The organism is Ensifer adhaerens (genome assembly GCF_000697965.2).
GTDB classification, from domain to species: domain Bacteria; phylum Pseudomonadota; class Alphaproteobacteria; order Rhizobiales; family Rhizobiaceae; genus Ensifer; species Ensifer adhaerens.
The window spans coordinates 624,287-647,703 of record NZ_CP015880.1; the positions used below are offsets into that span (position 1 = coordinate 624,287).

31 protein-coding genes and 3 tRNA genes are annotated in these 23,417 nt (G+C 60.6%); 15 read left to right on the forward strand and 19 right to left on the reverse strand.

Annotation, left to right across the window (positions count from 1 at the left end; all coding sequences use genetic code 11):
* Positions 1 to 35 precede the first annotated feature (35 nt).
* A complete protein-coding gene (gene ppdK, locus FA04_RS02870; RefSeq protein ID WP_034801313.1) occupies positions 36 to 2,702 on the forward strand; it encodes a pyruvate, phosphate dikinase in 2,667 nt (888 codons plus the stop codon).
* A gap of 49 nt (positions 2,703 to 2,751) precedes the next feature.
* Here ppdK and FA04_RS02875 read toward each other — a convergent pair whose 3' ends face one another.
* Positions 2,752 to 3,024: a hypothetical protein gene (locus tag FA04_RS02875; protein ID WP_034801317.1), complete on the reverse strand. Its 273-nt coding sequence runs from the start codon at positions 3,022 to 3,024 to the stop codon at positions 2,752 to 2,754.
* A gap of 355 nt (positions 3,025 to 3,379) precedes the next feature.
* Positions 3,380 to 3,763, reverse strand: coding sequence for a hypothetical protein (locus tag FA04_RS02880; protein WP_034801319.1), 384 nt, complete (start codon positions 3,761 to 3,763; stop codon positions 3,380 to 3,382).
* Between the two features lie 267 nt (positions 3,764 to 4,030).
* Between FA04_RS02880 and FA04_RS02885 the strand changes: the two genes are divergently transcribed.
* Entirely contained in the window at positions 4,031 to 4,939 is a 909-nt protein-coding gene (locus FA04_RS02885) for a DUF1499 domain-containing protein (RefSeq protein ID WP_034801322.1), read from the forward strand.
* A 25-nt stretch (positions 4,940 to 4,964) separates the two neighbouring features.
* On the opposite strand, the gene FA04_RS02890 is transcribed toward FA04_RS02885, so the two are convergent.
* From FA04_RS02890 to FA04_RS02905, 4 genes are read right to left on the reverse strand one after another with little or no spacing between them, the layout of a single operon-like run.
* Positions 4,965 to 5,576, reverse strand: a complete 612-nt coding sequence (locus FA04_RS02890) for a DUF4166 domain-containing protein (RefSeq protein ID WP_060644842.1) — start codon at positions 5,574 to 5,576, stop codon at positions 4,965 to 4,967.
* A complete protein-coding gene (locus tag FA04_RS02895) occupies positions 5,573 to 6,025 on the reverse strand; it encodes a thiol-disulfide oxidoreductase DCC family protein (protein WP_034801324.1) in 453 nt (150 codons plus the stop codon). Before FA04_RS02895 ends, FA04_RS02890 begins: the two co-directional genes overlap by 4 nt.
* A gap of 2 nt (positions 6,026 to 6,027) precedes the next feature.
* The gene (locus FA04_RS02900; protein ID WP_034801327.1) at positions 6,028 to 6,951 is read right to left on the reverse strand and encodes an MBL fold metallo-hydrolase; all 924 of its coding nucleotides are present in this window, start codon (positions 6,949 to 6,951) and stop codon (positions 6,028 to 6,030) included.
* Positions 6,952 to 6,968: 17 nt separating this feature from the next.
* Positions 6,969 to 7,265 carry a cupin domain-containing protein gene (locus FA04_RS02905; RefSeq protein ID WP_034801330.1) on the reverse strand — a complete coding sequence of 99 codons (297 nt, stop codon included), beginning with the start codon at positions 7,263 to 7,265 and terminating at the stop codon, positions 6,969 to 6,971.
* Positions 7,266 to 7,468: 203 nt separating this feature from the next.
* Here FA04_RS02905 and FA04_RS02910 point away from each other — a divergent pair.
* Both FA04_RS02910 and FA04_RS02915 read left to right on the forward strand, forming a co-directional pair.
* Positions 7,469 to 7,543: transfer RNA gene (locus tag FA04_RS02910), tRNA-Gln, on the forward strand.
* A 125-nt stretch (positions 7,544 to 7,668) separates the two neighbouring features.
* Complete coding sequence (locus FA04_RS02915) at positions 7,669 to 7,851, forward strand: YegP family protein (RefSeq protein WP_034801332.1); 183 nt, start codon at positions 7,669 to 7,671, stop codon at positions 7,849 to 7,851.
* A 63-nt stretch (positions 7,852 to 7,914) separates the two neighbouring features.
* On the opposite strand, the gene FA04_RS02920 is transcribed toward FA04_RS02915, so the two are convergent.
* On the reverse strand, positions 7,915 to 8,352 hold the full coding sequence (locus FA04_RS02920) for a hypothetical protein (RefSeq protein ID WP_034801335.1): 438 nt from the start codon (positions 8,350 to 8,352) through the stop codon (positions 7,915 to 7,917).
* Between the two features lie 318 nt (positions 8,353 to 8,670).
* Between FA04_RS02920 and FA04_RS02925 the strand changes: the two genes are divergently transcribed.
* From FA04_RS02925 to FA04_RS34975, 3 genes are all read left to right on the forward strand, one after another.
* A tRNA-Pro gene (locus FA04_RS02925) sits at positions 8,671 to 8,747 on the forward strand.
* A gap of 343 nt (positions 8,748 to 9,090) precedes the next feature.
* Positions 9,091 to 9,357 (forward strand): hypothetical protein, encoded by a 267-nt coding sequence (locus FA04_RS02930; RefSeq protein WP_156552932.1) that lies wholly within the window; start codon positions 9,091 to 9,093, stop codon positions 9,355 to 9,357.
* On the forward strand, positions 9,354 to 9,530 hold the full coding sequence (locus FA04_RS34975) for a hypothetical protein (protein WP_156552934.1): 177 nt from the start codon (positions 9,354 to 9,356) through the stop codon (positions 9,528 to 9,530). The genes FA04_RS02930 and FA04_RS34975 overlap by 4 nt, the downstream gene beginning before the upstream one ends.
* A 165-nt stretch (positions 9,531 to 9,695) precedes the next feature.
* On the opposite strand, the gene FA04_RS34980 is transcribed toward FA04_RS34975, so the two are convergent.
* Positions 9,696 to 9,803 (reverse strand) — tRNA-OTHER (locus FA04_RS34980).
* Between the two features lie 131 nt (positions 9,804 to 9,934).
* On the opposite strand from FA04_RS34980, the gene FA04_RS02935 reads away from it, so the two are divergent.
* Entirely contained in the window at positions 9,935 to 10,195 is a 261-nt protein-coding gene (locus tag FA04_RS02935) for a hypothetical protein (protein WP_034801340.1), read from the forward strand.
* A gap of 155 nt (positions 10,196 to 10,350) precedes the next feature.
* Here FA04_RS02935 and FA04_RS02940 read toward each other — a convergent pair whose 3' ends face one another.
* The 3 genes from FA04_RS02940 to FA04_RS02950 are packed head-to-tail and all read right to left on the reverse strand — an operon-like array spanning position 10,351 to position 11,579.
* Positions 10,351 to 10,989, reverse strand: a complete 639-nt coding sequence (locus tag FA04_RS02940) for a hypothetical protein (protein WP_051659579.1) — start codon at positions 10,987 to 10,989, stop codon at positions 10,351 to 10,353.
* Complete coding sequence (locus FA04_RS02945; RefSeq protein WP_034801343.1) at positions 10,989 to 11,243, reverse strand: hypothetical protein; 255 nt, start codon at positions 11,241 to 11,243, stop codon at positions 10,989 to 10,991. Before FA04_RS02945 ends, FA04_RS02940 begins: the two co-directional genes overlap by 1 nt.
* A 3-nt stretch (positions 11,244 to 11,246) precedes the next feature.
* Positions 11,247 to 11,579, reverse strand: a complete 333-nt coding sequence (locus tag FA04_RS02950; protein ID WP_034801346.1) for a hypothetical protein — start codon at positions 11,577 to 11,579, stop codon at positions 11,247 to 11,249.
* Between the two features lie 89 nt (positions 11,580 to 11,668).
* Here FA04_RS02950 and FA04_RS02955 point away from each other — a divergent pair, with 89 nt between their 5' ends.
* From FA04_RS02955 to istB, 5 genes are all read left to right on the forward strand, one after another.
* Positions 11,669 to 11,953 (forward strand): hypothetical protein, encoded by a 285-nt coding sequence (locus tag FA04_RS02955; RefSeq protein WP_034801349.1) that lies wholly within the window; start codon positions 11,669 to 11,671, stop codon positions 11,951 to 11,953.
* A 374-nt stretch (positions 11,954 to 12,327) separates the two neighbouring features.
* Positions 12,328 to 12,642 carry a hypothetical protein gene (locus tag FA04_RS02965; RefSeq protein WP_034801356.1) on the forward strand — a complete coding sequence of 105 codons (315 nt, stop codon included), beginning with the start codon at positions 12,328 to 12,330 and terminating at the stop codon, positions 12,640 to 12,642.
* On the forward strand, positions 12,639 to 12,794 hold the full coding sequence (locus tag FA04_RS34985) for a hypothetical protein (RefSeq protein WP_156552936.1): 156 nt from the start codon (positions 12,639 to 12,641) through the stop codon (positions 12,792 to 12,794). Before FA04_RS02965 ends, FA04_RS34985 begins: the two co-directional genes overlap by 4 nt.
* Positions 12,795 to 12,867: 73 nt before the next feature.
* A complete protein-coding gene (gene istA / locus FA04_RS02970; protein ID WP_034804397.1) occupies positions 12,868 to 14,400 on the forward strand; it encodes an IS21 family transposase in 1,533 nt (510 codons plus the stop codon).
* Entirely contained in the window at positions 14,390 to 15,184 is a 795-nt protein-coding gene (gene istB, locus FA04_RS02975) for an IS21-like element helper ATPase IstB (RefSeq protein WP_034804394.1), read from the forward strand. Before istA ends, istB begins: the two co-directional genes overlap by 11 nt.
* A gap of 127 nt (positions 15,185 to 15,311) precedes the next feature.
* On the opposite strand, the gene FA04_RS02980 is transcribed toward istB, so the two are convergent.
* Positions 15,312 to 15,830, reverse strand: a complete 519-nt coding sequence (locus FA04_RS02980) for a hypothetical protein (RefSeq protein WP_034802292.1) — start codon at positions 15,828 to 15,830, stop codon at positions 15,312 to 15,314.
* 449 nt (positions 15,831 to 16,279) lie between these two features.
* Here FA04_RS02980 and FA04_RS02985 point away from each other — a divergent pair, with 449 nt between their 5' ends.
* Positions 16,280 to 17,047 (forward strand): hypothetical protein, encoded by a 768-nt coding sequence (locus FA04_RS02985; protein ID WP_034802317.1) that lies wholly within the window; start codon positions 16,280 to 16,282, stop codon positions 17,045 to 17,047.
* Here the strand turns inward: FA04_RS02985 and FA04_RS02990 are convergent.
* Positions 17,044 to 17,295: a hypothetical protein gene (locus FA04_RS02990; protein WP_034802290.1), complete on the reverse strand. Its 252-nt coding sequence runs from the start codon at positions 17,293 to 17,295 to the stop codon at positions 17,044 to 17,046. The genes FA04_RS02985 and FA04_RS02990 overlap by 4 nt on opposite strands.
* On the reverse strand, positions 17,292 to 17,654 hold the full coding sequence (locus FA04_RS02995; protein WP_034802288.1) for a hypothetical protein: 363 nt from the start codon (positions 17,652 to 17,654) through the stop codon (positions 17,292 to 17,294). Before FA04_RS02995 ends, FA04_RS02990 begins: the two co-directional genes overlap by 4 nt.
* A gap of 327 nt (positions 17,655 to 17,981) precedes the next feature.
* Here FA04_RS02995 and FA04_RS03000 point away from each other — a divergent pair, with 327 nt between their 5' ends.
* Positions 17,982 to 18,485 carry a thermonuclease family protein gene (locus FA04_RS03000; RefSeq protein WP_034802285.1) on the forward strand — a complete coding sequence of 168 codons (504 nt, stop codon included), beginning with the start codon at positions 17,982 to 17,984 and terminating at the stop codon, positions 18,483 to 18,485.
* Positions 18,486 to 18,857: 372 nt separating this feature from the next.
* Here the strand turns inward: FA04_RS03000 and FA04_RS03005 are convergent, their stop codons facing one another.
* The 5 genes from FA04_RS03005 to FA04_RS03025 form a co-directional block, all read right to left on the reverse strand.
* Positions 18,858 to 19,688, reverse strand: a complete 831-nt coding sequence (locus FA04_RS03005) for a PAN domain-containing protein (RefSeq protein ID WP_167550692.1) — start codon at positions 19,686 to 19,688, stop codon at positions 18,858 to 18,860.
* 77 nt (positions 19,689 to 19,765) lie between these two features.
* Positions 19,766 to 20,464: a PAN domain-containing protein gene (locus FA04_RS03010; RefSeq protein ID WP_034802280.1), complete on the reverse strand. Its 699-nt coding sequence runs from the start codon at positions 20,462 to 20,464 to the stop codon at positions 19,766 to 19,768.
* 76 nt (positions 20,465 to 20,540) lie between these two features.
* The gene (locus tag FA04_RS03015; RefSeq protein ID WP_234798733.1) at positions 20,541 to 21,665 is read right to left on the reverse strand and encodes a glycoside hydrolase family 3 protein; all 1,125 of its coding nucleotides are present in this window, start codon (positions 21,663 to 21,665) and stop codon (positions 20,541 to 20,543) included.
* A gap of 44 nt (positions 21,666 to 21,709) precedes the next feature.
* Positions 21,710 to 22,594 (reverse strand): PAN domain-containing protein, encoded by an 885-nt coding sequence (locus tag FA04_RS03020; protein ID WP_034802278.1) that lies wholly within the window; start codon positions 22,592 to 22,594, stop codon positions 21,710 to 21,712.
* Positions 22,595 to 22,634: 40 nt separating this feature from the next.
* Positions 22,635 to 23,378: a PAN domain-containing protein gene (locus FA04_RS03025; protein WP_034802275.1), complete on the reverse strand. Its 744-nt coding sequence runs from the start codon at positions 23,376 to 23,378 to the stop codon at positions 22,635 to 22,637.
* Positions 23,379 to 23,417: the final 39 nt, after the last annotated feature.

The following is a 23,417-nucleotide window of genomic DNA, read 5'->3' on the forward strand; positions in this document are numbered from 1 at the left end:
CGTCATTAAAGACTGTTTCTGGGTGGAGAGCAGGCATGACGAAATGGGTTTACACCTTCGGTGGGGGCAAGGCCGAGGGACGTGCGGGTGATCGTGAGCGCTTGGGTGGCAAGGGCGCCAACCTTGCCGAGATGTGCAACCTCGGCCTGCCGGTTCCGCCGGGCCTGACGATCATCACCGATGCCTGCAACAGCTTCTTCGACAATGACAGGCAGATGCCGGATGGTCTGCGCGACCAGGTGCGCGAGGGGATCAGCCGGATGGAAGAGGTGACCGGCCGCGTCTTCGGCGACACCTCCCGTCCGCTGCTGCTTTCGGTTCGCTCAGGCGCGCGCGCGTCCATGCCCGGCATGATGGACACGGTTCTCAACCTCGGTCTCAACGATCAGTCGGTACATGCGCTTGGCCATGACGCCGGTGATGCCCGCTTTGCCTGGGACAGCTATCGTCGCTTCATCCAGATGTATGGCGACGTCGTCATGGGCGTCGACCACGACGTATTCGAGGAAATCCTCGAGGACGAAAAGGCGCGCCTCGGCCATGAGCAGGATACCGAGCTTTCGGCGGTGGAGTGGCAGAGCGTCATTGCCCGTTACAAGGAAGCGATCGAGGAAGCGCTGGGCGAACCCTTTCCGCAGGATCCGGAAGTGCAGCTCTGGGGCGCGATCGGCGCCGTGTTTTCGAGCTGGATGAACCCGCGGGCGATCACCTATCGCCACCTGCACGCCATCCCCGCCGCCTGGGGCACCGCCGTTAACGTCCAGGCGATGGTCTTCGGCAATCTCGGCAATTCGTCGGCGACTGGCGTTGCCTTCACCCGCAACCCCTCGACCGGCGAGAACGAGCTTTACGGCGAGTTTCTGGTCAATGCACAGGGCGAGGACGTCGTTGCCGGCATCCGCACGCCGCAGAACATTACCGAAGCGGCGCGCCTTGGCTCCGGCTCCGACAAGCCCTCGCTCGAAAAGCTGATGCCGGAAGCCTTCGCCGAGTTTCGCTCGATCTGCGATACGCTGGAACGCCACTATCGCGATATGCAGGATCTGGAATTCACCATCGAGCGCGGCACGCTCTGGATGCTGCAGACGCGCTCCGGCAAGCGCACCGCCAAGGCGGCGCTGAAGGTCGCGGTCGATATGGCGGAGGAGGGGCTGATCTCCGAACAGGAGGCCGTTGCCCGCATCGATCCCGCCTCGCTCGACCAGCTGCTGCACCCGACGATCGATCCGCATGCGCGCCGCGACATCATCGGCTCGGGCCTTCCGGCCTCGCCGGGGGCTGCGACGGGCGAGATCGTCTTTACCTCGGAGGAAGCGGTGCAGGCCGACAAGGAAGGCCGCAAGGTCATCCTCGTCCGCGTCGAGACCAGCCCTGAAGATATCCACGGCATGCATGCCGCCGAAGGCATTCTGACGACCCGCGGCGGCATGACCAGCCACGCCGCCGTGGTTGCCCGCGGCATGGGTACCCCTTGCGTTTCCGGCGCCGGCAGCATTCGTGTCGACCTTCGCAACGAAACGCTGACCGCCGGAGGCGTGACGCTCAGGAAGGGCGACGTCATCACCATCGACGGCTCGTCCGGCCAGGTGCTGAAGGGCGCGATCGCCATGCTGCAACCGGAACTTTCCGGGGACTTCGGCAAGATCATGGCCTGGGCGGACGCCACCCGCCGGATGACCGTCAGGACCAATGCCGAAACGCCGGCGGACGCGCGCGCCGCTCGCTCCTTCGGCGCCGAAGGCATCGGCCTCTGCCGCACGGAACACATGTTCTTCGAGGACGACCGCATCAATGTCATGCGCGAAATGATCCTCGCCGACGACGAAGAAGGTCGCCGTTCAGCGCTCGCCAAGCTTCTGCCGATGCAGCGCTCGGATTTCGCCGAGCTGTTCTCGATCATGCACGGCCTTCCGGTAACGATCCGCCTGCTCGACCCGCCTCTGCACGAGTTCCTGCCGAAGACCGACGAGGAGATCGCCGACGTTGCCGGCGCGCTCTCGCTCGATCCGTCGGAACTGCGCCAGCGCGTCGATGAACTGCACGAATTCAATCCGATGCTCGGCCACCGTGGTTGCCGGCTGGCCATCTCCTATCCGGAGATCGCCGAGATGCAGGCGCGTGCCATCTTCGAAGCCGCCGTTGAAGCGGCGCACGAGACCGGAGCGGCCGTCGTTCCCGAAATCATGGTGCCGCTTGTCGGCCTCAAGGCAGAGCTCGATTACGTCAAGGCGCGCATCGATGCGGTCGCCAAGGAGGTGATCGGTGAGGCGGGTATCGACATCGACTATCTCGTCGGTACCATGATCGAATTGCCGCGTGCAGCCCTGCGCGCCGGCGTCATCGCCGAAGCGGCCGACTTCTTCTCCTTCGGCACCAACGACCTGACGCAGACGACCTTCGGCATCTCGCGCGACGACGCCTCGCAGTTCCTGGCGACCTACCAGCAGAAGGGCATCATCGAGCAGGACCCCTTTGTCTCGCTCGATTTCGACGGCGTCGGCGAACTGATCCAGATCGCAGCCGAGCGTGGTCGTCGCACCAAGAACGGTCTGAAACTCGGTATCTGCGGCGAACACGGCGGCGACCCGGCCTCGATCCGCTTCTGCGAGGACGCCGGCCTCGACTACGTCTCCTGTTCACCCTTCCGCGTGCCGATCGCCCGGCTCGCCGCGGCCCAGGCCGCGATCAACGGCAAGGGGTAACGTCTATCGCCAACGCCGCCCAAGCGGCGTTGGCTCGGCATGATCCGCTTCACCTGGCCTGGACGATTACCGGTCGTGAGACGATGACCGGCCGGTCCCAGCCCCACATCATCATGTCGTTCTGGTAGCGGAAGGCGCGCGATTCGGCGCGGCGGTCGAGCTCGATCCGCTGCAGGCAGGTGGCAAACGCATCGGTGCCGCGGCGGAAGCCGTAGGACGCGCAGGTGTTGCCGTCGGCGATGCGCCGTTCCTCCGGCGTCATCGTCTGGCATGCCGTCAAGAGAAGCGCGGCTGCGATAAGGATGGACAGTCGTTTCATCATGGTTCTCGCGCCTCCTGGGCGCAACCGGGTCGTGTGAGGCCGTACCGGTCTGCGTCTCGCCGTGAGCAATCGAGCGGCACACCACTCAACGCCTCGAATCACAATCAATATAGGGACTTGTATCGAGAATCGAAACGAACGATGCCAATTCTGTGCCATGTCGCGGTTGTAGGCGAGGGCACCTCACACCCGTCGTTGACGTGTGTGTGTGTGAGCCTGTTCCGGAGGGGTGTCGGGGTGTGATCCCTGCGCGATGGTCCGATTGCGCGTAATCCGCTGCCAAAACGCATTCACCGTCGCTTGCTGCCTCGCCCAGGGATGTGGTTGGAGTTGTCCCTGTGAGAGGCCTGCAGTGCTACATGCGTTCGAGCACGCCGACAAAGGATTCGGCGAAGCGCTCGAGGTCGCGCGTGGTGTCGCTCGGATGTTCGATACGGACGGCTCGGCCTTGTTCGTCGAGGCAGGCAAACAGGATCGAAGCGTCGCCTCCGGCATCAGCCAGACGGAGCACGGCAATGCTGCGGCAGTCTTCGATCAGATCAGAAGCGGGCAGGGCAAACAGAAACTCACCGCCGACGTTGTCAGCAACCGTGCGGACGAAGCTGGTGAAATCGGCATTGTTGCCGGAGAAACCATCGAGGGAGAGTTCGAGCTCAAGGAGCCCCATGGGGATGCCGCCGTCTCCGGCCGGTAGGGCAGAGGGGGTGGCGATGGCCACGGCTGCTTGCGATGCGCCCATGTCGGTTCTCCGTCGATTGCCGAGCGCCCTCGATTGATGTTGCGCGCTGGCCGTTGCCTCCGATTGAAACTCCGCGTGCCCTTTGAATCCCGGGCGCGCGGGCACATTCCCATGTGTTGATAGGTGGTTAACGAGAATGGCGATTTTGCGGCGAACTGTAAGGTAGGCCCGGAGCGCGGTGGCGGACTGCCGCATTGCCTGTTCCCTCGGCACGGGGCATGGTCTAAGAATGCGGTCTGTTTCGCGGCAGGGAATTGATTCAACTATATGATGGTCCGGTACGAGCGCCCCTATTCCTTTGCCGCCCACTGGGCGCGCCGCTTCGCCCGTGTCTCGTTCCTGCTTTTTGCGCTCTCGCTGCTGGCGCACCGCTTCGGTCCGCTGACGACACCGCATTTCCTCGCCCTTGTCGGCCTCGCCGGCGCCTTTGCGCTGTTGGGCGTGCTGTTTGCCGTCGTCGGGTTGGCGCGCTTGTGGCAGGTTGCGGCGATTGGTGGCCTGGCGTCTGCTGCGGCGCTTGTCTACGCCGCGCCGACGCTCGGTTTTATCGGCTATGGCGTCGTCCAGTATCTCACCCGCCCGGAAATCTACGACGTCAGCACGGATACGGTGACGCCGCCGCCGTGGCTCAAGGTGCCGCAGGCGGAAGAGAGCTGGCTGAAGCGCAAGGCGGCGGTAACGCCTCAGGACCGTGAAGCGCAGATCCTCGCCTATCCGGCTCTGACCGGCCGGCGCTACGATGGCGCACTCGACCGCGTCTATCAGGGGGTGCGCAACGTCATCGAACAGAGCCGCGTCGGCATCACCGAAGAACTTGGTGTCGAGAACGCCCGCGCCGATCTGGAGGATCTGGCAGTACGGCCGAATGCGGGCGCGGATACGAACGCCGAACCGGAAAATGTACCCGTTCCGGCGGCGCGCCCGGAGATGGCTCTCGAAGGCGCGATTGCAGGGCGCCGCGCCAGCGATGTCGTGCTGCAGGGCGAGTGGCGCACGCTGATCGCGGGTTTTCGTTTCGATGTATTGATCCGGCTGCGCGAAGAGGCGGAGACCACCTTCGTCGACCTGCGCGTCGCCTCGCGTTACGGGCCTCATGATCTCGGCATGGGCGCCGCCTTCGCCGATCAATTCCTGCGGGCGCTCGATGCCGAGCTGTTGGGCATTGCCGGCGACTGATCGGCGGAGTGCCCGCCAGAAAACGTCATTCGTCTACGAGGGCTTTGCGACCACCCAAGTCGGCTGTCGGCTCGCCCGCTGGCCGTAGCCAGCCGCGATAACGCACGATCAGGCTGGTCGACGGGCTTGCGACCTCCACGTGGAAATGAAACAGGCCGTCACGATCCTCCTCGAACGTCCGGCCACCCGGCGCAAGCAGTAAAGGAAGCGGAAGGCCAAGAAAGGACCAGGCGCGAACCGAGAGATGCAGGCGGTTTTCGGCGGGCTCAAGCGCGCACAGGACACGGAACGGTCCGAAATCTTCCGCGAGCAGTGGTTCGTTCCGCCTCTCGGCCTTCCGTTGCGAGCTGCGCAGGACTTTCCCACCGAAGCGTCGGGTCCAGACTTCCCGACCATTGCTGCATGCGAAGTGGATTTCAACAGGGACGTCAGCGCCTGCACCGGGAAAGCCGAGCATGGAGGCGACGAGCCGAGCCCCTATCGAGCTGCCGCGCTCGATGACCGCACGTCCGCGAAAGGTGGCATGCCCCTCTGACAGGTGGTGCAGGGCGCGGATCGACGCGGGCAGGTGGTTCCATTGCCGGCCGAGGATCTGGCGGTAAAGGCTCTGTTTTTGGACCATGTCTTCCATCGTCATGCGATGAAGCGCCCACGCTCCTCAGGCGTCGGCACCATGCAGCTCTGGCGGCGGCCGGCGATGCGGTAGCGGTTTCTCGCCACGAGATCATAGAGCGGATCGCGAAGGGCAGCGGGCAGGATCCGGCAGATGTTGGCGAGCGACCACGGCAGACCCAGCCGCGCAAGCGTGCGGATCGATCCGTCGGATTTGATGCGGGCGATGCCGTCCTCGATCAGCATGTTGCTCTCAAAATGGAAGGTATCGAGCCCGTAGTGCCGGTAGAGCGCCTGGCCAAGCGGCGACTGTGCTGTCAAATAGCGATATTGCGCCCGTCGGTCGTGGCGAAGCAGAAAGCGCACCCAGCCGGAACAAAAGATGCATTCGCCGTCGAAGACGATCACCGGCTTGTCGTCGGCAAAGGCGGGCACCGAAGCATCATTGCGATAGCTGTAGGCCTCGCGCCGCATGATCAGCCCGCTCCGCCGGGCGCCAGCCGGTAGGCGCCGAGAAGCGAGGGCGGGCCATCGGTTTCGATCCGTCCCTGTTCGATCAGGTCTTCGAGATGGGCGAGCACCGAAAGTGCCGCCGCCCCATGCAGCCGCACGTCGGTGGACGCATAGATGACCTTGACCATGTCAGGGATATGGCTGTCGCCGGCGCGGATGCGTTCGAGCACGGCACGCTCGCGCATCTTGCGGTGGGCGCGCAGGCCGCGAAGGAAGGAGGCAGGCTCGATCACAGGTCCGCCATGGCCGGGCAGGTAGAGATGCTCGTCGCGGGAAAGCAGCTTTTCGAGCGAGGCCATGTAATCGGCCATGGCGCCATCGGGCGGCGCGACGATCGTCGTCGCCCAGGCCATGACGTGGTCGGCGGAAAAGAGAATGCCGGTGCCATCGAGCGCGAAGGCCATGTGGTTGGCCGTATGGCCGGGCGTGGCAAGCCCCGTCAGGCTCCAGCCGTCGCCCTCGATGCGCCCGCCGTCGGCAAGCCCGAGATCGGGGACGAACTCCATGTCGGAACTCTCGGCGAAAGGATTGCTCTCGCCCGCATGCAAGGGACGGGCGGAGCGATGCGGGCCTTCGCCGACGATCACCGCACCTGTGGCAGCCTTCAGCCGGCGCGCCAGCGGCGAGTGGTCGCGATGCGTGTGGCTGACGGCGATATGGGTGACCTCACGGCCGGCGAGCGCCGCCATCAGCGCCTGGAAATGCGCCTCGTCATCGGGGCCGGGATCGATGACGGCAACGGAACGTCTTCCGACGATATAGCTGTTGGTTCCGTGAAAGGTGAAAGGGCCGGGATTGTTGACCGTGATGCGCTGCACATCGTCCGCAACCATCACGGCCTCGCCATGGGCCGGCTTGAAATCGAGATCGAAGTCCGGGCCCTGCATGCGTCTCTTCCTGGATTTCACTTGTATTCGATCTCGATGAACGACATCGGCTCTTTGCCGGCATTGACGACGTTGTGCGCCATGCCCGCCTCACGGCGGTAGGCGGCACCCTTGGCGATATCGACCCGCCGGCTGCCCGCCTCTTCCTCGAGCAGGAACTGGCAGTCGGTCATCGGCACCACCACATAGCCGAGCCCGTGCACATGGTGACCGGTGTCGGCGCCGGGCTCGAAATCCCAACGGGTGATCCTGACGACCGTGTCGTCGACGAGTACGGTTGGAACGGCAGGGGGGCGGGCGCGAAACTGGCTCATGAAATTCTCCATCTGCCGGGACAATAGGAGGTGCGGTCAGCGAAGGGAAGGGTACATCCGGTACCCACGGCGAGCGCCCTTCGGCGTCGTCGCCAACAAATCCGCCGAAAATTCAACTTAGTGCCAACTTAGTGATTGTGACGGGCGGCGAGCTTTGATAATCAGGCGCTCGATTTGGCGGACGTATTGTCCCGTCAATCCGTTGGGGCGTCGCCAAGCGGTAAGGCACCGGTTTTTGGTACCGGCATTCCCAGGTTCGAATCCTGGCGCCCCAGCCACATTTTTCCAGGCAGTTGATCCATTGGGCGGGCGATCGCGCGCGCCGGATTTGCATGCACTCTTGTCAAGTCATCTTGCAACTGACACGCTAGTTTCGTTGATTCCAACATGTGTGAGGGAGAAGATGGCTCACAAATTCGAAATCTACAAAGACAAGGCTGGCGAGTTCCGTGTTCGCTTCAAGTACAACAGCGAAGTGATGTTCTCGACCGAGGGCTACAAGACCAAGGCCAGCGCGCAGAACGCCATCGACTCGATCAAGAAGAACGGTCCCGACGCGCCCGTCGAGGACAACAGCGCCGGCTGAGTTCGACGCAATCCCCTAGAAAAAACCCGCCGATTTTCACCGGCGGGTTTTTTGTTTGTTGGTTTAGCCTGCGGTTGCCGCCGGCTTGGTCTGGGCCGGGGCGCCGAGGAACTCTTCGCACCAGCTCGGGCCTTCGGCACGCTTGCGGTCGCCGGCAATGTGGATCGAGCGGATGACGTAGTCGGACGAGACGGTCAGTTGCACCGCGCAGCTCAGATACTCGGTGCGCGCCGAGGAAATGCGCTTGCCGCGCTTGCCGTCCTTGGTGGTTTCGTACTGCGCCGGGATCTTGCGGGTCTTGTAGCCGCCCTTCCAGCTATAGACCGTGGAGCTGCCGCTTTCGACGTCGGAGATCGGCGGACCGTACTGGGCGAAGAAGCCGCCGGCCGGCTGGCCGAGCCAACGGGCTTCGACTGCGTTCCTGGAAATCCCCGTCCCGGTCGTCGTGCAGCCGGCGAGCACGAGCGCGAGGCCCGCCACCGTCATCATGCGGAAGTTCATGTTTCTGCCCCTTTGGCTCTCGTTCTGAAATCGGCATGGCACGGAAGCCCGTATCCCCTGGCTTTCCGCGCTTTCCGTTGAGCCTCTAGCGCCAAAAGAGACGAAAGGAAATGCACGCAGCGGTTCCGGTTCCAGGAAATTATGAAGCGTTGCAGAAAGTCCCTATCACGCGCATCTCCGGGGCGCCGTTGGTGCTGACCAGGGCCATTTTGCGCCTACGTTTTCCACCGTCACGATTTTTTTGGAAAAGGCGCAATGTTTTTCGAGATAGGCGCTTGTGAAATCAAAATGCCTGTTCTATAGAGGCGCCGCTGGTCACGGAGTGTAGCGCAGTCTGGTAGCGCACCACGTTCGGGACGTGGGGGTCGGAGGTTCGAATCCTCTCACTCCGACCAGCTTGATTTTAAACGCTTTTTCCCGAATCTTGCGAAGCGTTTTTGGCCTCAAAATTGGCGGACCTGACAGAAACTCTGACAGAAACCCTCGTTTCGGTCAGAGCGAATATCCTCGTCGCGCCGCCGGAATCGAACCAGTCTACCCGCTGTCGCGGTGCGTGTGCCATCACACTCCAGGCGCAAACCACGAAGTGATGCCGACCGCTATGCCGACATCACTGCATGAAGGCAGGGGATAGCGCCCCCGCCAAAAGGATATCCTCACGATGCCGTAGGCGGCCGCGAGGAGAAAGAGCCGGCGGAAATGCTTGCAACGGCTCCGCGCTTCCAGGAGATTACGTCGATGAGCGACGAGCTAGACCGGCTGATGTGGGAGATCAACGACGCCTTCGATGAGTTTCATCGCGGCATCAGCGACGGCCTGCGCATCAACTGGATGCCAACTGGACCTGGCTTCCGACTCAGAGACCTCGAACGGTACGAAGCCTTCCTTGAAAGTTCCCCAGCAGAGCAGGCCGAGTTTTTGAAAACTGTCCACTCCGACGAGTTGAAGTTCTGGCATGAGTTGCAGAGCGCTCGGGCGGCGTATCTGGCAGACCAACCGACATGACGGATATCGTCAACGACGAAGAGCGCCAGAACAGAGCCAAGGCCGCCCGTGAGCGATTCGAACGGGCGACGTCGGATATGGCGTCCGAGGGACGCTTCGCAGATGCCGAGGGGATGAGCGAGATCGAAATGATGGAATATGCGACGCGGCTTCAGCAGGAGGCCCGGAAGTAAGATGGCGGCCCGTGAGGGTCGTCAAACCGCCGATCTACATCGACGGGTAACCCCGGTTCCCGGTAGTGCGCGACTACCGAGGCCATCATACACGAGCCGCCTCTGGCCGCGCCCTCAGGCGCAATGACGTTAGGGCCGAAGCCCGCCGCGACCGCAGCCGCATCGTGATGGCAAGAGGGATTCGAACCGACTACCTGCCGCACATATGACCGTCTGCCGCCTGCAGGTCGGGATCGGGTCGTGCGGTCGCTCTACCATTGAGCTACTGCCATCACGGACATGATCGTGCCGGAAATCAGTGCATCGGAAAAGCGCCGGCGGAATATAATCAGCACGGGAAGCCGAAGACGGTAAAAGTCGGAGCCGATGGGGAACCCGAGGAAGTCACCGAACATATCGACAGCGTGCTTTTCCAGCTCGACGGCTACAAGGCGCTCAATCCGGAACGGAAAGCGCTGGCCCCGATCCTCGAGAAGCTGTCGGCCGATCTGCGTAAAGTCGGGCATGTCACCGATAGCACGGTGCAGCAGATGTCTCCCTTGGACCGCACGGCGCTTTCGAGGGAGCTCAGGCGCATTCTGACGTCTATGCAGAGCGTTCACGACGCGCTCGCTCACGAGCTGAGGTTCCTGAACCAGATCAACGTCAACCGCTTCCGCCAATGAGCAGCCGACGCACGCTCCCCCGTCGAGTTCGAATTCGAGGGCAAGGAAGGGACGATCTCGATCCGAGGCTACAAGGAGTTCAACGGCATGCCGATTCCCGAGGAGTTGCGCACGTCCTATCTGCCCTCGATCGATGTTCTGGAGCCGCGTCGGAATTAGTCGCGTGTGCTATAGGCCGCTTTCACCCAGATCGTTCCTGCGAGTTCAAGCCAGTGGAACCCTCGATCATCGGGATACGGTAGCCTCGAAGCCATGTTCGCGATGAACACACGGTAATCGGCGACCGTGACTCGGAACTCACTTGTGCTGCCGATCTCGCGGTCGTTGAACGAATGAATCGCGTTGCGGCGGGACTGGATGATGCCGATCAATTTCCGCTCGGCATCCGGGAATATCTTCCGACGCTCAATCAGTTGCCTGATCTTCTCCATCGCCAGCTCGTCAGGCGGATAGTGCTGGCCCTTCTTGGCACCTTTTTTCCGTAGCGCGTCGATCGCGGCGAGGTCCTCGGCGGAGTTGTTGTAGTCGTTGATGTAGACACCGAAAAACAGCCTCAGCGAACTCTCCATGATACTGCCGAGATTGGCCCATGCCAGGATCAGGTCGCCATCTGAAAGCGTAGGCGGTTCAATCCAGCGGTGAAGAGACCGAGCGAGCGAAGGCGTCCAGTCAAGCCTCGCGGATGCCAGCAGCGTAGCGCCGTCCGATGGAGCCCAACCGTGGGCTTTGCTCCAGAAGCCCGCAAGACCAGCCTGGATAGTAACGATGTCGGCGACATGGGATTCGTACGTCATTAGCCCTTCACTGTGTTGAACGGCGTCGGCCGCCAAGGATACGCTTTGAAGGGGTTGTGGATCGTCTTACCCGGAACCTGCGGCACGCGGGTGTCTTCGTACTGCGAGAGATCGGCAGTCGTGTCCTCGAGAATACGGGCTTTTTTCAGCTTACCGCGAAGTCCCGTGTTCAGAATGCGGTAGCTGTCGGGGTTGAACGGCTTTGCCAACTTCGAGTTCGGACCCTTGAGCTTGTTTTTCTTGCGCTTCGGCATCGGTCACTTCCTCACAGGGAACTGCTGATACATGGGCTCGACAGCTGAGACGACCGGAAGATCAGGATTTCGGGCGCACGTCGCGCGAACCTCTCCAAGGATGACGTCCATCTTCATTGTCGAGAAATCGCGATATCCCTGGCCGCTTGCCTGGTTCGTCATATTTATGCCGGTCATAAAACCTGTGGCCCAGGCAAAGAGCTGGGACTGAAAAGGCTTGCTGTCCATGTGTGGCAGCACCTCCCGGCAGAGCACAGCGCCGAGACCCGCAACGTTTTGCGCGGCGGCGGGACTGACAACGGACGCAACGATGAAGGCGGCGGCAAAGGTTCTCATTCGGCTCTCCTGCGCCGACAATCTACACAATCGTACATGGAAATCGAGTGCATTGACTCGCGGCAAAAACAAGAACTAAACGTGAACGTATGAAACACCGACGCGGCATCGATCTCACCAAGGGCGAACGGGGCCAGCCGATCTATGTCGGTGAAGCCATGGACGTCATGGCCGACGTTACGCGGATGATGCAGTGGGAATGCATTGGCGGTCGCTGCGCCCGGTGTGAGCGCGAAGGCTGGGTTGACCGCTGGGAGCTCCAGCAAGGGCGATCCAGTATCGTACTCAGTGAGATCGCTAAGCGCCTACGTTGCCGCGGCTGCGGCAACAAGACCGGAAACAAGGTAATTCTCGGTCGACTACCCCGAGACTGATCGCCAAAGAAGCGCGACGATGCCGATCGGGATCGCGATAGTCACCAGCGACAACAGATAAGCCCCAAAGACTGGTGTGCTACGGTTGCGTTCGGCATCGAGCTTTGCGAGTTTTGCATCGCGGGTCGCACGCTCATGTCCGTGCGTTCGATTGATGCGTGCGCGCTGAACGCTGTCGGGGTCTTGCAGAGCCGCAATGAAGAAGCGAACTAGCCTTGGATGCTGCAAAACGGTCTCCTCTCGAACTGACCAACGCGCTACTCCTACACGAGCCCCATTAACACATCGATCGCTATATTTGCTGTCGTCGACTTGAATCCACAACTCTGCCGCGTCATATGTAGTGAAGACAACTTTGTTGACAGAGGCATGACATGGCAAACTTCGGCAATCCCGCTTTCGGCGCAGCGATGGGCAATGCGGGCGGCATGATGCTTCTAGCCGCCGGTGGCGTCGGCCTCATCAACGCTTTGGGCGACGGCATCGCGGCCGCACGCGAGGCTCGCTACCAAGCGCGCTATGACGACGCGCTCGATACGGCGATCAACCACGCAAACGAGATGACGGCCATGGCGCGTGCCGCGATGGAAATGCTCGCCGAACTCGAAGCGGAGAACATCCGTCTCCGCGCCGCATGCCAGCAGCGTCAGGCCCACATTGACCGCCGCAAGAAGGGCCGTGCGCAATGAACGAGATGACTGACGAACAGTGGCAACGCATCCGTCAGCATTTCGGGGACGTCGCCTACGAACACCCCGAAATGGCGGACATGATGCTCGAGATCGTCGAGCAGCTGGAAACTGTTGGTTTCCGCGCGGAACTGAGCCGGTTAGGCGCATAATTTCCATTGAGAATTGAGCCATGTGAACCTTCCCCTCAACGCGGTGAGCGACGGGGGCAACGGAGTGATCCACATGGGACTTTTAAACATCATCCGTCGGATGGCACTGCGCGAGAAGCTGTCGGTTCGCGAGATCAGCCGACGAACCGGATTGTCGCGCAACACGATCGCGAAGTACTTGAGCGCTGGCACGATCGAACCGAAGTTCGCGATACCAGAGCGACCAAGCAAGCTCGATCCTTTTGCCGATAAACTGGCCGGCTGGCTGAAGACCGAGGCCGGGAAGTCGCGCAAGCAGCGTCGAACGTTGAAGCAGGTTCACGCCGATCTGGTGGCTCTTGGCTTTGCCGGTTCTTATGGCCGGGTGGCCGCTTTCGCCCGTGATTGGCGGGCTGATCGGCAGCGTGAGCAGCAGACGACGGGCCGCGGCATATTCGTTCCGCTGTCTTTCCGCCCAGGTGAGGCATTCCAGTTCGATTGGAGCGAGGACTATGCCGTCATAGGCGGAGAGCGCGTGAAGCTTCAGGTCGCGCACATCAAGCTGTCGCACAGTCGGGCTTTTCTGGTCAGAGCCTACCTGCTGCAAACGCACGAGATGCTCTTTGACGCCCATTGGCACGGCTTCCGTGTGTTCGGCGGCGTACCTTGTCGCGGCATCTACGATAACATGAAGACAGCAGTCGATCGCGTCGGCCGCGGCAAGGAGCGACAGGTCAATATCCGCTTCCTCGCGATGACGAACCACTACGTCTTTGCGCCTGAGTTTTGCAATCCCGCCGCAGGATGGGAGAAGGGCCAGGTCGAGAAGAATGTTCAGGATGCCCGACCGCGGCTGTGGCAGCAGATGCCGGACTTTCCGGATTTGCTGGCGTTGAATACCTGGTTGGAACAGCATTGCCAGGACCTGTGGCGGGAGACGCCGCATGGCACCTTGTCCGGTACGATCGCGGATGTTTGGGCTGATGAGCGGGCAGCATTGATGGCATTGCCTACCGCTTTTGACGGCTTCGTCGAGCAGAGCAAGCGCGTCTCGCCGACATGCCTGATCACCTTCGAGCGTAATCGTTACAGCGTGCCTGCGTCTTTTGCGAACCGGCCCGTCAGCCTGCGGATTTATCCCGAGCGACTGGTCGTTGCAGCCGAGGGCAATATCCTCTGCGAACATCCGCGGATCATAGAACGCAGTCACGACAAGCCACCACGAACGATTTACGACTGGCGGCATTACCTTGCCGTCATCCAGCGCAAGCCCGGTGCCCTGCGCAATGGCGCACCCTTCCTGGAATTGCCACTGGCCTTTCGGCAACTGCAGGACCAGATGCTTCGCCGCCCCGGTGGTGATCGTGAGATGGCCGATATCCTTGCCCTTGTCCTTCATCACGATGAGCAGGTCGTCGTCAGGGCTGTGGAACTGGCCTTGGATGCGGGCGTGGCGACCAAGACGCATGTGCTGAACCTGCTGCATCGACTGATCGACGGCAAGACGACCGACGGTCCCGATATCGATACGCCACAGGCGCTGACCTTGCTGCGCGAGCCTAAGGCCAACGTCGAACGCTATGACGGTCTGCGTGTCCGGATCGTGGGAGGTCGTCATGCGTCATGATCCTGCCAGCGCCGCCGTCGTCATCATGCTGCGTAGCCTGAAGATGTATGGCATGGCCCAGGCGGTCACGGACCTGATCGAGCAAGGAGCGCCAGCGTTCGATGCGGCCGTACCCATCCTGTCCCAGTTGCTGAAAGCCGAGATGGCCGAGCGCGAGGTTCGCTCCATCGCCTACCACATGAAGGCTGCCCGCTTCCCGGCCTACAAGGACCTCTCCGGCTTCAACTTCGCCGCCAGCGAGATCAACGAAGCGACCGTGCGCCAACTGCACCGATGCGAGTTCATGGACGGCGCGCAGAATATCGTGCTCGTCGGCGGGCCGGGCACAGGAAAAACACATGTCGCGACAGCTCTCGGCATTCAGGCGATCGAGCATCATCGCCGCAAGGTCCGCTTCTTCTCGACCATCGAATTGGTCAACGCGCTCGAGCAGGAAAAGGCCAAGGGCAAGGCAGGCCAGATCGCAGAGACGCTGGTTCGCCTCGATCTGCTGATCCTCGATGAGCTTGGATACCTTCCGTTCAGTGCTTCAGGCGGAGCGCTGCTCTTCCACCTGCTGAGCAAGCTTTATGAGCGCACCAGCGTCATCATCACCACCAACCTCAGCTTCAGCGAATGGGCCACCGTCTTCGGCGACGCCAAGATGACAACCGCTTTGCTCGACCGCCTGACCCACCGTTGCCATATCCTGGAAACAGGAAACGACAGCTTCCGCTTCAAGGCCAGCTCGGCCGCTGCGGCACAAAAGAGAGGAGAAAAAGCCAGCCCATTGACCAAACTCTGATCAGAAAACCATACTTAGAGGTGGCTCACTTCTCGGTGGAAAAACCGGCTCAGTTCCGCGTGGAAACCAACAGCTGGAAACACCAAAATGAAAGAAGCCCGCCGAAATGGCGGGCTTTACGTTTGCGTTATCCGGGCATCTTGAACTGGTTGCCGGTCTTATCGGCCCGGCTCTTAACGCGCCAGAACATCTGTTCCTGAACGGTCATCGGCTTCGGCGGTTCGAGAACTGCCACTTTGACCGGCTCTCCCGGAACGAACGTCCTGACGCCGAAAACACCGTGGTCACGGCCCTCGACGAACTTGCGGATCGCGGAGAGACCAGCTCGACCGAGCGCGTCGAGTTCAAGGTCGCTCATGTCGAGCAACGTTGTCCTCAGGTCCTCTTTTACAGGTCCGAGGTCGAACGTCGCGCGAGCGGCCGGAGTGGCTCGCGTGTAGCTGAGGACGGTATCGACGCCGTCGCGGTCAAGCGTATGTACGGCAGCATGGCGCGCCCGAGCCTCCTCGAATTCGTCGCGTAGCTGTGTGCCCGAAACGTCCGGCTTGAATTCCGGGTTCGGCATCGCCCGACCCCCGCCGTTGCCGAAGATGACCGAGAATGGCCATCTGATCAGCTGCTCGGTCCAGTGCACCGCGCCAAGCATTCCCTTCCACAACCCTGATGCGGCCGACAACAAAAATCTACCGATTGCTCTCAACATGATGATTTCCCCTCGTTGGTGTTGCATGCCGATCTTTTGGCGACCGAACGCAAGGCACAAAAAAATGCCGAGGCGAACCTCGGCCCAGATGCACAATGTTTCAGCGATCGGCGCACTCTGAAGGGATAGGTGCCGCTCGCCTGATTCATGATGTTCCGGCCGCCAGCGACGAGCAAGTCGACCGACAGGAAATCATGGTTTCCAGCAGCCACGCTCCTCACCAAGGAGATTGTTCGTCAGAACCCTGCGTTTCGTAGCTTCGGTCATACCGGCCAGCTCTGCGGACTCAGTGTTTGACCGAGGAGAGCGTGGCAGCGGCGCGTGAGACTTAGCTATTGTGCAAGCGAGATCATGTGCTTATTTGCTACCAGAGGGTGCAATGGGGATCGATTATGGAGCAGTACTGGGCTTACTTTTGGGCCGCGTGGGATTGGGGCAAGTCCATGATGGCCTTGCTGGGTCTCGGCGGCATTACGATCGGCGGCGCTGCTGCGGTAGGCTACGGGCTTTTCAAGTGGCTGGGCGAGAAGTGGATAGACCAGAAGTTCGATAAGCAGATGGAAGCTTACCGAACCGAACAGACCAGGGAACTGGAACGGCTTCGGCATAAAATAAATGGCGTTTTCGACCGCACGATCCGACTACACACGAAAGAGTTCGAGGTTCTGCCTGATCTCTGGGGAAAGCTGGTCGAGGCCCATGCCTGGTCGTCGAACTACGTGTCGCCAATGCAGAGCTATGCGGATGTCGGTCGGATGGACGATGAGGAGCTGAGCGAATATCTGGATGGCACAACTTATATGGCGGTGCAAAAGCGTGATGTGAAGGCCGAAACAAACCCGCATGAGCGGCAGAAGGTGTTCACGAAAGTCGCCGACCTTTACCGGCACAACGACGCTATGCAGCGCATTCGGGAGTTCGCGGTTGCGCTACGCAAGGAAGGCATCTTCGTGAAGCCTGAAATCAGGGCCGATATGGAAAAGTTGCTCACCCTGATCCGAAATGCTGTTTTCGAGAGGAGGTCGAACGAAGAGGACGATATCCGCCCTCGGCTACGCGATGACTACAAGCTCTTCAAACGCGACGCGCAGCCTCTGCTCGACAAGATAGAACTGGATGTTGCGGCTAGACTCTGGGACTCGACGACCACCGAAGTCTAGGTCTGATCCTGTTCGATCGGAGTCTGCGGAGCAACATGGCGCTGGATCGGCAGCAATATCGTCTCCGGAACGTTTCGGCCTGACGAGGGCTTGCGACAGGACTTAATCGTCAGCGGCGACACGCGTGCGACACTGGCGGCCGCCTTGTAGTCAAGGCCGCCGATGTCGAGCAGGAGTGCGAGCTGCTCCTGCGACGTCATCGTTAAGCCGTCGGGACGCCGATAGAGGGGATTGCGGTTCGTGATCATTCACCGCGCCTTTCATAGATGAGTAGGGCTTCCTCGACGGTGTCTGCATCGACCCAAATGGCATCGCCGTTGTCGCTGAGACCGACCCGACAGTTTTCAGGGTCGACGACGGCGAACAGGTCGCCAGCGCGGAGTCCCTCCTCGTCGTAGACAGGGACGAGGCGCGGCTGGATGGTGTGGACATCCTCGACGTCGACTGCTTCGGTGAAAACCGGGATCAATCCGGAATGAGCGAGATCGTGAAGCAGGGCGTTGCCCACCGCCCAAAGTGGCACGACTTTCGCCGCGCCATACTTCGCTTCGACCAGTGCGGCGATGTCTTGGATTTCAGTACTTTCTGTCTTGATGGCCTGAAGCATTTTATTCTCTCTTGGTGCGCCGGGTTCCAAATCGGCGACGGGCGGGGGGTGTTTTCCGACCGCAGAGTAATGATTGCTCGTATCCTTGATGGATACAAGTCAAAATCAAATAAAAATTGATAATATTAACGCTAGTTAACCATTATATACTTAGGAAATGCTTTAAAAATATTTGAAATAGGAAGGGCGCACGGTTATTTTTGGAACCCCTGTGCCCCCCAGGAAAGAATACAGACTCAAGAGCTGCATCCGTCCGAATAATGTGAAATTGGGGGCCGCAATAGTCAAGGCAACCATGGGTTTACGAACCTGTGATAAAAGCCTTTCATGCGCGACAACGTCCTCAAGTTTCAACCACCCAAGATAACCAAACCACCACGGCAGACGCCGCAATGGTTGCGGCGAATCCTGGTTGTTATCGGTGTCGCCTTCGGACTTGTGGCGGTCTGGGCATACTTTTACGTGACAACACCGATTCAGGCGCAGGCGGCAACTTTCGGCCGTTGCGGCGTCATCAGGTCCGACTGCGTCGTCGACGGCGACACGCTCTGGATCGGCGGTGAGAAGGTCAGGGTGGCGGATATCGACACACCTGAGATCAGCGAACCGAAATGCGATGCCGAGAAAGCTCTCGGTGAGCGGGCGAAGGAACGGATGATTGAACTTGTGAACGCCGGAGCCTTCGAAATGCGGGCATGGGAAGGCCGTGATGCGGACCAGTTCGGCCGGAAACTGCGCGTTCTGGTTCGTGACGGCCGAAGCCTTGGCGACGTTTTGGTTTCAGAAGGGCTGGCGCGCACCTGGAGAAGCCGCAGGGAGCCTTGGTGCTGACGATGTTGACGACGATCGGCAGCATGATCGGTCACGCTTACCTGGAAATTGAGAACCACCGACGTCCATCGGCATCGGGGGCTTCAGTATGAAGCGCCGCCGCCCGTGCCTATGGGGACCATGTCGAGCGCATGAGCGCGAGGCGAGGCCGTCTTTGAGTGAGCGCAACGCGGATCGCAAGTCCGTATTGGAAACGGTCAGGAACAATGGTCGATGAAATCATGGCGACGGCTGCGCTGGCCAAAGAACTGCCGTTGCCTACCGGCCGACTTCACGGTCATGCATAAAATCCGCGTCAGAGCCAAAAAATTGGACGCCGATTACGCCGCCACAAGGGAGGCAAATTTAAATCTGCATGCCGAAACACAGACATCACTCCCGAGGCTGGACTTTCGCGCCGCTCTCGTGCCCGTTCCTCGGGAAGCGGTTGTCTGCATGTTCGTACAGGCGGCACTCTCTCTGGCTACGAATGAAAGTGAAAGCTGCGCACTGCTCGCGCTCCCAGCAAAGGTTCTCGCATTGGTCCCTAGAGCCGACGACGCGCGGTTGGCCGAGTTGCGTGCCGCTGATCCTCGATTTGCTATAGTACTCCATTACAACCTGAGTTTCACGATAGCCTGGGTGCTCCGTTCCGCCCATCAGGCCCGTTGTCGCGCGTGGATCGAGCCGGAGCTTACCGACGCCGTTCTTTAGAAAACAGTTCTCGTTCCATGCGTTGAAGGTGAATGCCCTGCATTCGGCGTTTCCACGGCATAGGTCTTCGCACTGGGCCAGCGACGTTGCGGGGCTTTGTTCAAGGTCGAACCCGGTCAAATCGAAATTCACGTTGTGAGTGAACGTGCGGGCCTGAAAGTCATCCATAGGTTGCGCCGTTTGCACCGTCGCTTCGCGATAACCAGGGACTGGATAGCGGGTCGAGGCGTTGAAACTGGTATCCTCGCGCGCTCCTGATACCGCTCCGTAGATGCGGCATTCGTTCGTAGCCGAGGAGTGATCGAAGCCGACGCAGCCCGATCGGTCTGAACAAATCCTCTGGCATTGCTCCATGTCCAACGGGACGGTCGCCGTGATCAGGCCGTTCAGTACAGTCCCCGGATAGTCCCTGAACTGCGCAGTGCCAGCCTGTTGAGCATTGGCGACCTGACAAAACATGAGCGCCAGCATCGCGGCCGCCATCCTGGCGACACTCGAAAATTCGAACAAGGCTACTCTGTCCATAGGCGCGCTCTCTGTTTATGTCCGGTCATTGATCGGGAGGGCTTCGACCTGCGGTCACCCTTTCATTGCGGATCGAAGCGAAGGTTGGCGTTGTCTCCCGTCGAGTTCCAGCTCTCGACGGAGCAGTCTTCGCCCCGTTTTGGCGCGGCTCCGCGCAAATAGAGCGGGACCGACGACTGCGGATCGAAGGGACCCTGGACGTCATATTCGATGATGCCGCATCGGCTGCTGGCCAGCCTCGACTTGCCTGCTAGGATGCCATCCGACAGGGTTCCCCTAAACAGGGTATAACCGGAACGGACGCCGACTTTCAGGAGTTGGTCCTTGGGAAAGTCATAGACGATCTCGATACCGACCGTTCCGTCCGCTTTTGGCTTTTGATGCAGGGACATCACGCTGCCGTTGTGCACCCATCGAGAGATGCTCGGCTGGGCCACGGGAGCGGGCTGCAAGTTCGACGGCGGGCGGAACCCTGCGACTTCGCTCCTGGTTGCCGAAAACAGCCCACGAAACTCCCTTGCCGTCCCGATTTCGGAGAACACGCGGCAGACCTTGGCTGCCCCGTCGTGTTCGAACCCCGCGCAACCGGAACGCTCGCTACAAAGCTGGCGACACCGTTCCTGTTCTGTGTTGTCGAGCTTCGCTGTTTCCTTGCCGCTCAGGGCCGTATCGGGATATTCGAGGAATTCATCACTGGGGTTGGCATAGCCTGTGATCGCGTGTGGGAGCACCGCAAGGGCACAGACAGCCGCCCAAATCATGGCGCACTTGAAAGTGCCGACGGGACCCCTGCGTGTCGGACTTCGACGAGGCGCGCCATCTGTCATCATCAATCCCCTAATCTGGTTGGGCTGGTGTCGCACCGGTCGGCGCGATACCACTCTTGAGACGCATGATCCTGCCATATGACTCCTTGATGCGGGCGAGGAAGGCCGGATTCGCCATCGCTTCCCTTTCGAGGAGATCGGCGATCTTCTCGGGTATCAGCGGGTCTGGGTTCTTGTCGTTGGCGAACACCAGGAGGTCGTTGCCGGCGATGACCGCCTGCCTCACCGTGTCCTCGAAACTCCTCGTCTTGATGATGGCACCCATCTGGAGGTCGTCGGTGATGACGACACCCTTGAATCCCATTTTCTTCCGCAAAAGGCCGACAAGCGTGGCAGGAGACAACGACGCGGGCGTGTTCTCGGCCCCCGGAATGTTTCTGTTGACGACGTGTGCGGACATGACCAACTCCGCGTCTCCGCTGGCCATCAGGTCGCGATAGGGGGCCAGTTCCTGATCGCTCCACGTTTCCGAGACGTCTGCCATCCCCTTATGGGTGTCCGCTACGCTCGAGCCGTGGCCAGGAAAATGCTTCAGCGAGGTCAGGACGCCGTGCGCGCGGTGGCCTTGCACGAAAGCCCTCGCGTAGGCAGAAACTGCGCCGTCGTCGGCCGAGTAGCTACGTCCGAGGCGGCCAATGATCGGGTTCTCCGGGTTCGTGTTGAGATCGACCACGGGACCGAGGTTGAGATTGAAGCCGCACCCCGATAGACCCGCGGCCATCTTCCCATATTCGGCCTTGGCATCGCGTGGCTCCATGCTGTGGGCGACTGATGCGGCGCTAGGGCTTTCCCGAAAACCAACCGCCTTCGTCAGCCGTTCGATCCGACCTCCCTCCTGGTCCACAGCGATCAGGAGGGGAACCCGGGATACGCTCTGAAGGCGTTCGTTCAGCCCCTTCACCGCACGCAGGCTTCTTATGTTCCTGCTAAGATAAAGGACGCCGGAAATCTTCCCTTCGGCCGCCTGCGCCATGACGGTCTTGAAGCCTTGATCATCCGGCTTGTTTCCAACGAAGCCGACCAACACCATCTGTCCGATCATCCGACGCAGTTCCGCATTCCCGCCCTTCGCCTTTGCGACCGGTTCTTCGGCGTGTGCGATCGCCCCCGCCAAAAGCAACGGCAGTGCGGCCAACGCTGCGACGATCCGTGTGACTGCACGCCTTGTCATCATTAAACTCAGTAATCCCTGTTCGGTGTGGGTCTGACGAAATCGGGGACGATATCGCGGTTGCTCTTGCGGGCCGAAACCATGCCTTTGGTGGTGCGGGATGGGAAAAGACTGGTGCCGTATTTGAGGTAGCAGTGGTCCTGGCGCGAGAAATAGACCCAGGTAAAGCCTCCGCAACTCGCGTTGCCCTCGCATCTGCGCATGCATTGGTCGTAGGATTGCGCCGGGACCTCGCCGAGATCGTTCCCAGGCAGGTCGCTCATGAGGAAGAGGTCCCATTCCGCGTTCAGCTGAACCCTCGCTTCAGCCGGCTTCGCACGGAAGAACATGCCTGAGGTCACGCCGGCCGCTGACTGGACGAATTCGTACCCCGTCTTGATGAAACAGCGATTCTGCTCACCGTTGAACGTGAAGGCTTTACACGTGTTGTCCCGCTCGCAAGCGCTGGCGCACATCGCCGGGTCGTTCATCTCCAGTCCCTTGGGAACGATGTCGCCGCCGTAGAGATCGACCCCAGTGAACTGCGCGAAGTGCCATGACGCGGCATCCGGTGGAGGAGGGAGGTTGGCAGGGTCGCGATACCCGGCGATCCTGTTCCTGGTCCCCGCCGAATAGGAAAATTCCGACTGTCCTGCCGAGACGGCGGCGTAGAGACGGCACATATTGGTGGATGACGAGAAGTCAAAGCCCGCACAGCCCGACCGTTCCTCGCATATCCGACGGCAATCGCCCCCAGGCCGCTTGAACTCCGCGCTGACAAAACCCCTCAGCATGGTCTGCGGATACTCGAGGATTGGCGGATCGGCCTGCTGTGCCGTTGCGGGGCCGGACGAAAGCCCTCCCAGCGCGGCAACCAAGACAAACAACCAAAGGACAGATTTGTGAAACTTCATTCTGTAAACGTCCAGCCTCCAAGGCCTCTTGCCGCTTGGCTCAGGGGTTAAGCGATCCCTCGCAATAGGTGCTTCCCAGGAAGCTCTCGAATGCGTTGGTGTAGATCGAACCTGTGTTGCTCGCCTCCTGGCACATCGACGTCAGTAGGGTGACCGCTTTCGAATTGCCCTCGAGCGCCAGTTCGAAGTAGGACCTCGCCGCCTTGTTAGCGTCCATGGACGGAACGCGGTCGGCGGCGAAGGTGCGCGGGTCATACCATTGGGCTACTTCCAGCTTCGCGTCCGTGTTTCCTCGTTGCATCGACAGTTGTATTGCTTGGTTCCCGATGTCGCGCTTGCCTCTGTCGAAAGCCTTCCGGCTTAGGTCCAACAGTTCGTCCCCGTCGTGATCGGACTGTTTTAGCTTCTCGAAGAGGCCTTCGAGCGGTGGATTGGTCGGATCGCGAAAACCAGCCACCACCGCTCGTGTCTCGGAGGTCGATCCGGGAGCTTCCCTCACGGAACCGATGCTGGCGAAGATGCGGCAGACACCCTTCTCTGAATAGTCGAAACCGACACAGCCGGTGCGCGCCGCGCATATCTTGCGGCATTCTTCGAGGGGCTTTGGAAGCTCCGCGCTGTTGATCCCGTTGATGGCCGTGTTGGGATAGTTAAACAGCTCCGCCGCCGTGGTTCCGTCCTGCGCGAAAGCAAATGGAGTCACGGCAAGCCAAAGCGTCGCGATTCCAGCGCTGACATACCACGACACGAAGCCACGCTTTGCACCCACGTTTATCACGCGCATTCGATTCGCTCTCCAAACCTTGGTCAGAACGGAATTGTC

Coding starts and splice junctions, on each gene's coding strand:
- ppdK (WP_034801313.1), top strand. CDS start 36: ATGACGAAATGGGTTTACACCTTCGGTGGGGGCAAGGCCGAGGGACGT.
- FA04_RS02875 (WP_034801317.1), bottom strand. CDS start 3,024: ATGATGAAACGACTGTCCATCCTTATCGCAGCCGCGCTTCTCTTGACG.
- FA04_RS02880 (WP_034801319.1), bottom strand. CDS start 3,763: ATGGGCGCATCGCAAGCAGCCGTGGCCATCGCCACCCCCTCTGCCCTA.
- FA04_RS02885 (WP_034801322.1), top strand. CDS start 4,031: ATGATGGTCCGGTACGAGCGCCCCTATTCCTTTGCCGCCCACTGGGCG.
- FA04_RS02890 (WP_060644842.1), bottom strand. CDS start 5,576: ATGACGATGGAAGACATGGTCCAAAAACAGAGCCTTTACCGCCAGATC.
- FA04_RS02895 (WP_034801324.1), bottom strand. CDS start 6,025: ATGCGGCGCGAGGCCTACAGCTATCGCAATGATGCTTCGGTGCCCGCC.
- FA04_RS02900 (WP_034801327.1), bottom strand. CDS start 6,951: ATGCAGGGCCCGGACTTCGATCTCGATTTCAAGCCGGCCCATGGCGAG.
- FA04_RS02905 (WP_034801330.1), bottom strand. CDS start 7,265: ATGAGCCAGTTTCGCGCCCGCCCCCCTGCCGTTCCAACCGTACTCGTC.
- FA04_RS02915 (WP_034801332.1), top strand. CDS start 7,669: ATGGCTCACAAATTCGAAATCTACAAAGACAAGGCTGGCGAGTTCCGT.
- FA04_RS02920 (WP_034801335.1), bottom strand. CDS start 8,352: ATGAACTTCCGCATGATGACGGTGGCGGGCCTCGCGCTCGTGCTCGCC.
- FA04_RS02930 (WP_156552932.1), top strand. CDS start 9,091: ATGAGCGACGAGCTAGACCGGCTGATGTGGGAGATCAACGACGCCTTC.
- FA04_RS34975 (WP_156552934.1), top strand. CDS start 9,354: ATGACGGATATCGTCAACGACGAAGAGCGCCAGAACAGAGCCAAGGCC.
- FA04_RS02940 (WP_051659579.1), bottom strand. CDS start 10,989: ATGACGTACGAATCCCATGTCGCCGACATCGTTACTATCCAGGCTGGT.
- FA04_RS02945 (WP_034801343.1), bottom strand. CDS start 11,243: ATGCCGAAGCGCAAGAAAAACAAGCTCAAGGGTCCGAACTCGAAGTTG.
- FA04_RS02950 (WP_034801346.1), bottom strand. CDS start 11,579: ATGAGAACCTTTGCCGCCGCCTTCATCGTTGCGTCCGTTGTCAGTCCC.
- FA04_RS02955 (WP_034801349.1), top strand. CDS start 11,669: ATGAAACACCGACGCGGCATCGATCTCACCAAGGGCGAACGGGGCCAG.
- FA04_RS02965 (WP_034801356.1), top strand. CDS start 12,328: ATGGCAAACTTCGGCAATCCCGCTTTCGGCGCAGCGATGGGCAATGCG.
- FA04_RS34985 (WP_156552936.1), top strand. CDS start 12,639: ATGAACGAGATGACTGACGAACAGTGGCAACGCATCCGTCAGCATTTC.
- istA (WP_034804397.1), top strand. CDS start 12,868: ATGGGACTTTTAAACATCATCCGTCGGATGGCACTGCGCGAGAAGCTG.
- istB (WP_034804394.1), top strand. CDS start 14,390: ATGCGTCATGATCCTGCCAGCGCCGCCGTCGTCATCATGCTGCGTAGC.
- FA04_RS02980 (WP_034802292.1), bottom strand. CDS start 15,830: ATGCTTGGCGCGGTGCACTGGACCGAGCAGCTGATCAGATGGCCATTC.
- FA04_RS02985 (WP_034802317.1), top strand. CDS start 16,280: ATGGAGCAGTACTGGGCTTACTTTTGGGCCGCGTGGGATTGGGGCAAG.
- FA04_RS02990 (WP_034802290.1), bottom strand. CDS start 17,295: ATGATCACGAACCGCAATCCCCTCTATCGGCGTCCCGACGGCTTAACG.
- FA04_RS02995 (WP_034802288.1), bottom strand. CDS start 17,654: ATGCTTCAGGCCATCAAGACAGAAAGTACTGAAATCCAAGACATCGCC.
- FA04_RS03000 (WP_034802285.1), top strand. CDS start 17,982: ATGCGCGACAACGTCCTCAAGTTTCAACCACCCAAGATAACCAAACCA.
- FA04_RS03010 (WP_034802280.1), bottom strand. CDS start 20,464: ATGATTTGGGCGGCTGTCTGTGCCCTTGCGGTGCTCCCACACGCGATC.
- FA04_RS03020 (WP_034802278.1), bottom strand. CDS start 22,594: ATGAAGTTTCACAAATCTGTCCTTTGGTTGTTTGTCTTGGTTGCCGCG.
- FA04_RS03025 (WP_034802275.1), bottom strand. CDS start 23,378: ATGCGCGTGATAAACGTGGGTGCAAAGCGTGGCTTCGTGTCGTGGTAT.